Origin of the sequence: Arthrobacter sp. NPDC057388 (assembly GCF_042668165.1) — a bacterium.
Taxonomy (GTDB): Bacteria; Actinomycetota; Actinomycetes; order Actinomycetales; family Micrococcaceae; genus Arthrobacter.
In genome coordinates, this window is sequence record NZ_JBHVBL010000013.1 from 18,023 (window position 1) to 29,431 (window position 11,409).

The 11,409-nt window shown below is 67.0% G+C and carries 8 protein-coding genes; 3 read left to right on the forward strand and 5 right to left on the reverse strand.

Going from position 1 to position 11,409, the window contains the following annotated elements; genetic code table 11:
• Positions 1 to 141: 141 nt before the first annotated feature.
• From ACFUTU_RS08545 to ACFUTU_RS08555, 3 genes are all read left to right on the forward strand, one after another.
• Entirely contained in the window at positions 142 to 951 is an 810-nt protein-coding gene (locus ACFUTU_RS08545) for an ABC transporter substrate-binding protein (protein ID WP_377963153.1), read from the forward strand.
• A 98-nt stretch (positions 952 to 1,049) separates the two neighbouring features.
• Positions 1,050 to 1,841, forward strand: coding sequence for an amino acid ABC transporter permease (locus ACFUTU_RS08550; RefSeq protein ID WP_377963155.1), 792 nt, complete (start codon positions 1,050 to 1,052; stop codon positions 1,839 to 1,841).
• Between the two features lie 11 nt (positions 1,842 to 1,852).
• On the forward strand, positions 1,853 to 2,656 hold the full coding sequence (locus ACFUTU_RS08555; RefSeq protein ID WP_377963157.1) for an amino acid ABC transporter ATP-binding protein: 804 nt from the start codon (positions 1,853 to 1,855) through the stop codon (positions 2,654 to 2,656).
• A gap of 121 nt (positions 2,657 to 2,777) precedes the next feature.
• Here ACFUTU_RS08555 and menD read toward each other — a convergent pair whose 3' ends face one another.
• The 5 genes from menD to ACFUTU_RS08580 all read right to left on the reverse strand — a co-directional run bounded on the left by menD (position 2,778) and on the right by ACFUTU_RS08580 (position 11,300).
• Positions 2,778 to 4,466 carry a 2-succinyl-5-enolpyruvyl-6-hydroxy-3-cyclohexene-1-carboxylic-acid synthase gene (menD, locus tag ACFUTU_RS08560; RefSeq protein WP_377963298.1) on the reverse strand — a complete coding sequence of 563 codons (1,689 nt, stop codon included), beginning with the start codon at positions 4,464 to 4,466 and terminating at the stop codon, positions 2,778 to 2,780.
• Positions 4,467 to 4,899: 433 nt separating this feature from the next.
• The gene (locus ACFUTU_RS08565) at positions 4,900 to 6,990 is read right to left on the reverse strand and encodes a PhoX family protein (RefSeq protein ID WP_377963159.1); all 2,091 of its coding nucleotides are present in this window, start codon (positions 6,988 to 6,990) and stop codon (positions 4,900 to 4,902) included.
• A gap of 227 nt (positions 6,991 to 7,217) precedes the next feature.
• On the reverse strand, positions 7,218 to 8,216 hold the full coding sequence (locus ACFUTU_RS08570; RefSeq protein WP_377963161.1) for an o-succinylbenzoate synthase: 999 nt from the start codon (positions 8,214 to 8,216) through the stop codon (positions 7,218 to 7,220).
• Between the two features lie 227 nt (positions 8,217 to 8,443).
• On the reverse strand, positions 8,444 to 9,835 hold the full coding sequence (locus ACFUTU_RS08575) for a sensor histidine kinase (RefSeq protein ID WP_377963163.1): 1,392 nt from the start codon (positions 9,833 to 9,835) through the stop codon (positions 8,444 to 8,446).
• Positions 9,828 to 11,300: a BTAD domain-containing putative transcriptional regulator gene (locus tag ACFUTU_RS08580; protein WP_377963165.1), complete on the reverse strand. Its 1,473-nt coding sequence runs from the start codon at positions 11,298 to 11,300 to the stop codon at positions 9,828 to 9,830. The genes ACFUTU_RS08575 and ACFUTU_RS08580 overlap by 8 nt, the downstream gene beginning before the upstream one ends.
• Positions 11,301 to 11,409: the final 109 nt, after the last annotated feature.

An 11,409-nucleotide genomic window follows, 5' to 3' on the forward strand; every position in this document is an offset into this window, starting at 1 on the left:
CCCGCGATTAAAGCCCTTGAAAAACGTCGTGGTTTAGTTATCAAATAGTGAAACTTAGTTTTCTGTGATGCACATCTCCTCTTCGGCGATACACTATGAACCGATTTAGTTCCGCATACCCCTGCAACAAAAGGTAAAGAAATGCAGCTTAAGTCCCGTGCCACGGCCAAATTCAGTGCCAAGGCAGCCGCTATCCTCGCCGTCGGGGCCATCAGCCTCACCGCTTGCGGCGGCGGCAGCTCCACTCCGGCTGCCACCAGCAGCAGCGGCGGCCCGCAGCTCGTCAATTCCGGAAAGCTCACTGTCTGCTCGGATGTCCCCTACGAGCCGTTCGAATTCCAGAAGGACGGCAAGATCGTCGGCTTCGACATGGACATCGCCAACGAACTGGCCAAGGACGTGAAGGCCGAACTCAACGTGGTGGACAGCTCCTTCGAGGCCATCGAGACCGGCACCGCGCTCACCGGCTGCGACGTCTCCATCTCCTCCGTGTCCATCACGGACACGCGCAAGGCTGTCATGGACTTCTCTAATCCTTACCTGAACGACGACCTCACCCTGGTGGCCTCGGATGCCTCCGGCATCACGAACCTCGACAGCGCCAAGGGCAAGAAGGTTGGCGTGCAGCAGGCCACCACCGGCGCCAAGTACGCCAAGGACAAGGGCCTGGACGCACAGCAGTTCGAGGACACCGGGCTGCTTGTCCAGGCGCTGAAGGCCGGCACCGTTGATGCCGCCCTCGGCAACCAGTCGGTTCTCGGCTACGCCATCAAGGATGACGCCAAGTTCAAGCGCGTCGAAAACTACGCCACCGGGGAAAAGCTCGGCATCGCGGTCAAGAAGGGCAACACCGCCATGCTGGACCAGGTCAACGCCACGCTGAAGCGCCTGACCGACGACGGAAGCCTCAAGAAGTTCGAGACCAGCTGGTTCGGCGAAGCCGCCAAGTAATCCGGCGCGCCTGACCCCTACGTGGCCGGGGCCTCGTCCGGAATCTGCTCAGCAGTCCGTGCGGGGCCCCAACCGCGCAACATGAATGTGAGTACACCATGGCAATGACCGCACGACAGCGGGCCAGAGTAAGTCTGTACATCCAGGCCGCGATTTTCGTTGTGGCCGTGGCCGCGCTGATCCTGGCCACCGACTGGAAGACCGTCAGCACCAACGTCTTCAACTTCGCCAAGATCGGCCCGATGTTCCCGGACATCTTCTTCTCCGGCCTCAAGAACACCCTCATCTACACGTTCCTCGGCTTCGTCGTGGGCCTGTCCGGGGGCCTGCTGCTGGCCCTCATGAAGCTCTCCAGCTTCCCCCTGTACCGCTGGATCGCCACCGGCTACATCGAGTTCTTCCGCGGCATCCCCGCACTTCTGGTGTTCATCGCCTTCGGCTACGGTGTTCCGCTCGCGTTCGGTGTCCAGTGGAACGTAGCCGTCGTGGTGATGGTGTCCCTGGGCATGGTGGCCTCCGCCTACATCGCGGAGACTCTTCGTGCCGGGCTTCAGGCCGTGCCGAAGGGCCAGACGGAAGCGGCACGGTCGCTGGGCATGCCGCAGTGGCGGGCCATGGTCACGATCGTCATTCCGCAGGCTTTCCGGATTGTCCTCCCGCCGCTGACCAACGAGGTTATCCTGCTGACCAAGGACTCCTCGCTGATCTACGTCCTGGGCCTGACGGCGGCGCAGTACGAGCTCACCAAGTTCGGCCGCGACGGCATCTCCAGCCTGGGAGCAGGGCTCACCCCGCTCCTGGTGGCGGGTGCGTTCTACCTTGTGGTGACCATCCCGCTGAGCCTCCTGGCCCGGAAGTTCGAAAGCCGCTCCGCGCGGACCAAGCGTTAGGCAGAGAAGTCATGAACGACGTCGAAATTCACTCCCGCCCCCAGACCGGGCGGGTCCACGCCGCCGGTGTGGCCATCAAGGACCTGCGCAAGTCCTACGGCTCCAACGAGGTCCTCAAGGGCATCAGCCTGGACGTCGCACCGGGTGAAGTGGTGTGCCTGATCGGCCCGTCCGGCTCGGGTAAGTCCACGCTGCTGCGGTGCGTCAACCTGCTGGAACAGCCCAATGAGGGCAGCATCCATGTGGGCGGCTTCGATGCCACCGACCCCGACGTGGACATCGACAGGATGCGCCGCAAGGTGGGCATGGTGTTCCAGCAGTTCAACCTGTTTCCGCACCTGAACGCGCTGCGCAACTGCACCATTGCCCAGACCAAGGTGCTCAAGCGCCCGCAGGCCGAAGCCGACCAGATCGCCCGTGCCAACCTGGAGCGCGTGGGGCTGGGGCACCTTGCCGACCGGTTCCCGGACCAGCTCTCCGGCGGCCAGCAGCAGCGGGTCGCCATCGCCCGCGCGCTGAGCATGGACCCCGAACTGATGCTCTTCGACGAGCCCACCTCGGCCCTCGACCCCGAGACCGTCGGCGACGTGCTCTCCGTCATGCGGAACCTGGCCAAGGAAGGCATGACCATGCTGGTTGTCACCCACGAGATGGGCTTTGCCCGCGAAGTCGCCGACCGCGTGGTGTTCATGGACGGTGGCGTGGTGGTGGAGCAGGGGGCCGCCGAGCAGGTCATCGGCTCCCCCACGCAGGGCCGCACCAAGGAATTCCTCCGGCGCGTGCTGGACCCGACCCACATCGAGATCGCCGAGTAGACCCACTCCTCCCAGGACGCGGAAACCGCTCTACGACACGCATATGCCCCGGCGCTACCGGAATTCCGGTGGCGCCGGGGCTTTTGCGCGTCACGGGCCGTGCAACACCTCGCAGCGGGTCCTAGTCAGCCAGAACCCCGGCCACTGCAGTGCCCACCGCCGCCTTGATCCTGCCATGCAGGGCGCGGAGTTCATGCCGGTCAGTGCGCACCTCAACAATGGTGCGTCCGGTGAACGGCGCGGCAAGCGCTTCGGCGAGTCCCGCCGTCGTACTCACCGAGCAATGCCCGACGCCGTATGCCTTGGCGAGTGCGGCAATGTCCACGGAGTGCGGGGTGCCGAAGAGGCGTTCGACGGCGTCCCCGTAACCGCCTGCCTCGGCAACGGCACCGTGCTCCAGAAGGCTGAAAATGGCGCCGCCGGCGTCGTTGAGGACCACGATGCGAAGGTTCGGCTGTTCCTCGCCGGCGCCGAGGAAGAGTCCCCCGGCGTCGTGCAGGAAAGTGACGTCGCCGAGCAGCAGCGTGGTTTCCTGGTGGCCGCCGAGGGCGATGCCGGTGGCGGTGGAGATGGTGCCGTCGATGCCGGCGAGGCCGCGGCTGGCGAAGACCGTGGCGGAGGGTCCGGGTGCGGGCTGGCCGGCGAGGTCGACGTCGCGGATGCCGTTGGAGGACCCCAGGACCAACTGCCCCCGGGTGTGCTGCCAGACAAGGGCGCCGACGGCGGGACCCGTCGCTGACTCCTCGGAGGCAAGTATGCCGTCGACGGCATGTTGGGCGGCCGCGCCGGCGAGCAGCCAGGCGTCAAGCCATGAGGACGGCCCGCGGCCGGCGAACTCCGCGAGTTCTGCCAGGCTGGCGATGGGCGTTTCCCGGCGCCGTCCTGGCTCGTACCAGGCCACCGGCGCCGGCTCGTAGAGGGCGGCCGGAATGTCCGTCCTGGCCAGTAGCGCCGAGACGGGCCGCGACAGCGTGGGGCGGCCAAAGACCACGGCACGCTCGATCGGGGACGCTGAATCCGGCCCGAAGTGCTCCAGCAGCAGCCGGTACGGTCCCACGGCATTGGGGCCGAAGCGGGAGTTCGACGACGGCTCAGCCAGCAGCGGCAAGCCATGGGCGCGGGCGAACGCCTCGGCGACCGGCCCGGCGTCGTGCCCTGCGAGGACCACGGTGCGCCGTTCCGGGAGGCCCGCCGGGGCGGGGTCGAGGGTCATCGTAAGCGGGTCGGTACCGATCCGGAAGGTCCCGTGGCCGCGCTGTTCGGGCAGCCGCTCCCCCGCTTCAGGCACCAGCGGGTCGCGGAAGGCGAGGTTCAGCTGAACGGGTCCCGGCGGCGTGTCCTCGAAGGCGCCGGTTGCAGCGGCCAGCGCCGTTTGCACCGCGCGCTGCGGGCTCTCCCCGGCTGGAACGTCGACGGCGAAGCGGACGTGCTCACCGAAAAGGTCCAGCTGGACGGTGGTTTGGTTCGCGCCTGTTCCGCGCAGTTCTTCCGGCCGGTCGGCTGAAAGCACCACCAGGGGGACGGCGGCGTGGTTGGCCTCCATCACTGCCGGCAGAAGATTCCCGACGGCCGTCCCCGACGTGGTCAGCACGGCCACCGGTGCGCCCGTGGCCAGCGCGAGGCCAAGCGCCGTGAACCCGGCCGAACGCTCATCGATCCGGACCAGGAGCTCGACTTTCCCGGCCGCCGAGGCCTCAGCCAGCGCGTACGCCATGGGGGCGGACCGCGATCCGGGAGCCACCACGACAAACCGGACTCCGCCGTCGAGCAGCGCCGCCACCGCAATCCGTGCAGAAGCCACGGAGGCCAGCGCAGGCGCAAGACCGGCGTCGGACGTGCCGGCAGAGGGTGCGTCGGAAACGGAAGGCTCAGCAGGAGTGGAAGCGGTGGGCTCAGTGGGCTCGGAAGTCACCGAACCAGTCTGCCACCAACCAACGCTCCCTCAGATCCTGCCGCCCACACCCAAACGCGTCCTCACCTCCTGCCGCCCCAACCCAAACGCGTCCTCACCTCCTGCCGCCCACACCCAAACGCGTCCTCACCTCCTGCCGCCCACACCCAAACGCGTCCTCACCTCCTGCCGCCCAAACCCAAACGCTCCCTCACCTCCTGCCGCCCAAACCCAAACGCTCCCTCACTTTCCCCAGGAAAGTGAGGGAGCGTTGGCCGAGAACCGGCAGGATCTGATGGCGCGTCGGGAAAACCCTGCAGGATCTGATGGAGCGTCTGCCGGTGACCGGCGGCTAGGCGTCCGCGCGGAACACCTGGACCACAGCCGGACGCGGAGCCCGGGCCTGGCCGGGGCGGGGTGACGCGCCGGCGGCAACGTAGTCCGGGAAGTAGGAGGTCGGCGCTTCGAAGGTGCCCTCCTCGCCCGGGTGCTGCACGGAGACGAACACGCTGCGCTCGGTGTCGTGGATGATCGGGCCGCAGGTTTCGGCGTCGCGGGGCACGGCGAGGAACTGCTCCACACGGCCGCGCTGAGGACCGTCCAGGGTGACCTTGAACAGCCCGTCAGCCTTGCCGATGCCGGACGGGGCGCCGTCGGTGGAGATCCAAAGGTTGCCCACCGAGTCGAAAGCCAGGTTGTCGGGGCACGAGATCGGTGAAACCTGGTCGGCCGGGAAACCGGAGAAGTAGGTGACGTCGCCCGTGGAGGGGTCGCCGCAGACCATCAGCAGGTTCCAGGTGAACCTGGTGTACGTCTGGTCGCCGGTCTCGGTGATTTCGACGATGTGGCCGTCGCGGTTCTCGTTGCGCGGGTTGACCTCGGTGGCGCCTTCCTTGCCGGCCTTGCCGCGGTCGGAGTTATTGGTGCAGGCGACGTAGACCTTTCCGGTGTGCAGGCTGGGCTGGACGTCCTCGCAGCGGTCCATCTTGGTGGGGCCGACCTTGTCCGCGGCCAGTCGCGTGTACACGAGCACTTCCTCGAGGGACATGCCGGCAACCATGGACTTGCCGCCGACCACCAGGGGCAGCCACTCGCCCGTGCCGTCGAAGGAACCGTCGGAGGGAACGGAGCCCTTGCCGTCGATCTCCGTCACCGGTGAGCTGCCGGTGAACTTGGCAACGTAGAGGTCACCTTCGGAGAGCAACGTCATATTGTGCTTGCGGTCGCCTTCGCGGTACTTGGCCTTGGAAACGAACTTGTAAAGGTAGTCGAAGCGCTCGTCGTCGCCGGAATAGGCAACCACGTGGCCGGACTTCGCCACGATCACGTTGGCACCCTCGTGCTTGAAGCGGCCCAGCGATGAGTGCTTCTTCGGTGTGGACGTGGGATCGAACGGATCCACCTCCACGATCCAGCCGAAGCGGTTGGTCTCGTTCTCGTAGCCGGGGTTGTTGGCGTTGAAGCGGGGATCGTCGAGCTCCCACTGGCGTGCCGTGGCCTTGTTCGTCAGGCCGTAGCGCTTGTCCGAGGCGGACGTGCCCGGAGCAACGAAGTATCCGTTGAAGTTTTCCTCGCCAGAGAGGATGGTGCCCCACGGCGTGGTGCCGCCCGAGCAATTGCCCAATGTGCCGTTGATCCAGCGACCCTCAGGATCAGCCACCGTCTTGACCAGATCCGAACCGGCGACGGGGCCGGTCAGTTCGTAGCGGGTGCTGTTCAGGTAGCGCCGGTTCAGCGGGGCGCCCTGGACGTAGCTCCACGGCTGGTTCTTGTTTTTGCGCTCCAGTTCGACGACGGTCAGGCCGTGGGCCGCCGCGCCCACCGCACGCATCTGCTCAGCAGGCATGGAGGCCGGGAACATGATGTTCTCGTTGGTGTATTCGTGGTTCGCGAACAGCAGCGCGCGGCGCCCCTTGCTGCCGGGGATCTCGAGAATGTCCGAGTAGTCGTTGTTGTAGCCGAACTGCCGCTCCTGGGCTGCGGCGGTCTGGTTGCCCAGTTCGAACGCCGGCGCGTCGTTGAAGATCGGATCGCCCCAGCGGATCACCGGCTGCCAGGTGAACCCTGCCGGAACCGTCAACGCGTCGACATCGGATGCAACGGCCGGGATGGCAGTGAACTTGAGCTTGGACGCACCCGGCCCAAAGCCGTTCTTCGCGGCGGCCGACAGTCCCGTTCCGCCGTCGGCGACGGCCTTCTCGCCGGAGTTTACGGCGCCCCCAAGCACGACGGCGAGGGCACCGGCGGCGCCAAAGCCCAGGGCGGCGCGGCGGGACAGCGTGGTGGAGGCAATGTCGCGGAAGTAGCTGTTCGAGCTCGTGTTGCAGACGTCACCCGCGCAGGCGTTATCGCACTTGAGGGCGCAGGTGATGGGGCTGCGCTTGCCTTTGGTGTGACCGAGCATGGGCAGCAGAGCGAACTTGCGTCCGGAGATTTCAGGCATGGGAAAGAGACCTTCCAAGGGTTTAGATGCGGCACCGCCACCCTTCCAGTGAAAGCCAACCGGAAGCCGACACTCAGATGAAGTTCCGGTGAACTCGACGGCAGGAGGTGAGGACGCGTCAGGGAAAACCCGACAGGAGGTGAGGAAGGGTTGGTCTAAACCCGGCAGGAGGTGAGGACGCGTCAGGGAAAACCCGGCAGGAAGTGAGGACGCGTCGTGGAACGGGCCTACGCCGGGACGGGGAGCAGTGCGTGCGCGCGGCGGAGCCGGGCGAGCCACCATTCCCGGCGTTCGGGCGTTGCGGCATATTCCTCAAGCAGCCCCTCGTCGGCGACGGTGTCGCGCAAGGTGATGGCGCCGTCGTCGGCCACTAACGGGTCAGTGCTGATGTCCGCCGCCAGCAGCGAGACCGTTCCCAGCCCGCACGCGTACGGCAGCTCCGGCAGAGCGGCCGCGAGCGCGAGCCCGGCGCGGATCCCCACCGACGTGTCGAGGGCTGAACTGACGACGGCGGGCATCCCGGCCTCCGCCACCAACGCCAGCGCGCGCCGCACTCCCCCAAGCGGTGCCACCTTGACCACGAGCAGATCCGCCGCTCCTGCCCGGGCCACCTTGAGCGGGTCCTCCTCCTTGCGGACACTTTCGTCGGCCGCGATCAGTACCGGAACGCCCGCCTCACGGAGCTGCCGGCGCACCTCGGCCAGGCCCGCGATCTCAGGCACCGGCTGTTCGGCGTATTCCAGGCCCGCGTCAGCCAGCCGGGTCAGCGCAGCCACCGCCGCAGGAACATCCCAGCCGCCGTTGGCGTCCACCCGGATGGCTGCCTCCGGGAGGGCGGCGCGGACAGCAGCAACCCGGGAGGCGTCGTCGTCGAGCGTCTGGCCGCGTTCGGCCACTTTGACCTTGACGGCGTCCACACGGCCGAAGCGGGCCAGTACTTCCGGGACCTGCCCGGCCGCGACGGCGGGCACGGTCGCGTTCACGGGGATGCTGGTCCGTACGGGGTCCGGGAAACCATACCAGCCGGCCTCAATGGCGGAGGCGAGCCAGCGGGAGGCTTCCGCGTCACCGTACTCGGGGAATGCACCGAACTCGCTCCATCCGGCCGGGCCCCGGAGGAGCAGCGTTTCCCGTTCCAGGATCCCGCGGAACTTCACGCGCATGGGCAGCGTCACGACGCGGGCTGTGGCGAGCAACTCCTCGAGGGACGGGCGCTGGAAGGACATGGGATCACTGTACCGGCGCAGAAGTCAGGCGACGGGACGTGAGGAAGCATCACGGTTCAGGCGACGGGACGTGAGGAAGCATCACGGTCCAGGCGACGGGACGTGAGGAAGGATCACGGTCCAGGCGACGGGAGGTGAGGAAGGGTCGTGTTTGAACGGACTGCGCCGGCCCCTACTCCGTTGGAGGGGCCGGCGGCTTGTGAATGCTGTTGGTGCCAAAAAGGGAGCTACCCCGAGGGCACCGGTTCCGGCTCGTGGTCGAAGGAGGCAGGAACGTCGGCGCCTCCGACCCCGAAGCGTGCTATCACGGTGGTCCCCCGGCCCGGCGCGGACATCACCTGGAGCGTGCCGCCGGCCTCGCCGATGGTGTCCTTCATGATGCGCAGGCCGAAGTGTCCTTCCGGCGATCCCTGGCCCTGGTCGAAGCCGCAGCCGTCGTCCTGGATCCGGATCTCCGAGCAGTCGCCGTCCTGGCGGAGGTGGAGTTCGGCTTTGGTCGCCCGGGAATGCTTGCCGGTGTTGGCCAGCGCCTCACGTGCCACCCGATAGAAAAGCGCGGCGCGGTCCCGGTCCAGCTCGCACTTCTCCGGCAGGTCGAGCTCCAAGCTGATGCCGCGTTCTTCAAGCGGATCGCCGAGCCGGGCCAGCGCCCCCGAGAGGCCGAGGCGATTCAGGTCCGGCGGGTACAGTTCGCTGGTCATGGCCCGCAGGCTGCGGACGTTGTCCTGCAGGATCCGCCGGGCGTCTGAGAAGAGCGCCCGCTGGCCCACCGGGCTGTGCAGTTCCTCGGACTCCATGACGTAGGACAGCCCCGAGAGTTCCTGGATCACTTCGTCGTGCAGGTCCCGGGCGATGCGCTGCCGCTCGAGCTCCGAAGCTTCGATGGCCCGGCGGAGCAGCCGGCTCCGGCCGGCTTCATAGGCCTGGATCCTGCGCGCCAGCTGGACTGCCGGGAACAGTTGCGCGAGCTGCAGGACTGCCAGCGACAGGAGGAACGGCGGGGCCATGCCGAACAGAACGGCAGCCTGCTCCTGGCGGACACCGTCGTCGTCGTAATAGGTCTCGAAAACCAGCTTCTGGCCGTCCGGGGCCGTGACAGGAACGTAGACCTCCACCAGCTCGCCGTTTTCGACGCCGGGCGTGTTGACCTCGTCCTTCTGCATCTCCAGGTTGGCGGGGACGTCCCCGCCGGCCAGCACTTCCTGCGCCTCATGCGGCAAATCGAACGTCTTGCCGATCAGGTTGGAATCTTCCGAGTAGACGATGCGGCCGTCCTTGTTCCACAGCCGGATCTCGAAGACTGATGACTCCCCCATCCACGGGCGGAGGCGCTCATCCAGCCGTTCAACCGCGGTGGGCGAGCCGGCCAGGACTTCCTCGTCCAGCAGCGGCCCCACCACGTTGTTGGCCAGGTGGTCGGTGGCCTCCTTGGAGTTCTGCAGCGCGTGGCGTTCAGCCTCGGACCAGATCCAGAAGGCCACCGGGGTGGTAACCACCACCAGGGCAACCAGCCCCATGAGCAGGAACCGCCGGACGGCCTTGAAAACCTCTGAATTCTGGTTGGCCGGCGATTCGAACGGACGGAACAGGGCAGGTTTGCGGAGCGATGGCCTAGCCATGGTTGGGCTGCTCGAGCATGCCGCGCCGTGACGCTTCCATGACCGATTCGAGCTGCGAGTGGGTTCCCAACTTCGCGAAGATCGCCTTCACGTAGCCGCGGCAGGTGTTGAGGGAGATGTCCAGCTTGCTGGCCACTTCCTTCGACCCGTGGCCGCCGGCCATCAGCCGCAGCACATCCAGTTCCCTGGGCGTCAGGACGGGTCCGCCCGGCTCCACTTCGCGTGTGGCGGGGGCCGGAGCGGGAGTGGACATTCCCAGCTGCGCCACCAGCGACGGGTGGACCACCATGTTGCCGGCCCGTGCGTAGCGAAGGGTGTCCAGGAGGGTGGACAGCGATCCGCCCTTCGGCAGGAAGGCGCAGATGCCCATCGAGGCGGCCGTCCGCAGGGCTTCGGGCGTCGGATCGCCGGTGAGCATGACGATCCGCGTGTTGGGGGCGTCCGCCAGGATGCGGGCAGCGGCGGTGAGTCCGTCGCCGTCGGGCAGGTGGAAGTCCATGATCACGACGTCGGGCTTGAGGGCGATGCTCTGCTCCACGCCGCTCTTGGCGGTGGTGGCCGAGGCGACGCTGCGCAGGTCGGGCTCGCGGTCCAGGGCGGCCGTCAGCAGTTCGGTGAACGTGCTGTGGTCATCGATGGTGAGAATGCTGATTTCGCGGGTGGTCTGGGATGTCGCCTGGAGCGGCGCATCCGAATCTGAGAGATCCATCTCGTCCTCGCTGGCGGCTGTTGCCTGCAGCAGCCGGGCGTGTGCTTCCCGCAGCGGACGTCCCGGGAGGCAGCCGATCTCCTGGTCCATGACCAGGCGGCAGCGCCCGTAGGCCCGCAGCGCTTCCATGTACTGGCCCGACTCCTCGAGTCCCAGGACCAGTGCGGTCCAGGCGCGCTCGTTGATGGGATCGTCCACCAGCAGTTCGCTGGCCAGGGCAACCGCGCGTTCAGGGTGTCCGACGGCGACGGCGGCTTCCGCGGCCCGCGCCTTGATGCTGGCGACGCGTGCGGAGTGGAGCGAACGCTCCTCTTCGGCCCAGCCGGCCAGCAGCTCATCACCGAGCAGCGGCACCGACGCGATGTCGAGGGCCTTCTCGAGCAGCCGGAAGGATTCCTCGGGAGAGGCATGCCCGGCCTGCTTGAGCAGGTCTCCGAAGCGGTCCAGGTCCAGGTCAACCATGCTGCGGTCGATCATGTAGCCGCCGGTAACCGTGCGGAGCGCGCCGCCCTTGCCGCTTCCCGGCTGAAGGTGCCGGCGCAGGACGCTGACGTAGCTTTCGAGCGTGGACAGGGCCTCAGCCGGCGGCTGGCCGTTCCACAGTACATCGATCAGGTGGTTCTTGGAGACCGGGGTCCCCAGCTTGAGCAACAGGATTTCCAGGACCTGGCGCGGCTTGGGGCCGCCCAGCTCGTGGGATCCGATCACCGTGCCGCCGCGGCGGACCCGGAGCGGACCCAGGATGTTGATAGACAACTTCGTCGTTGCGCCACCATCTTCCAGTGAATTTGGCAGGTACTCGTCGTCGTTAGCTCTCCGGGCCCAACGGGTATCTTCTGCAACTGTCTGAACCATTGTTTCTGCA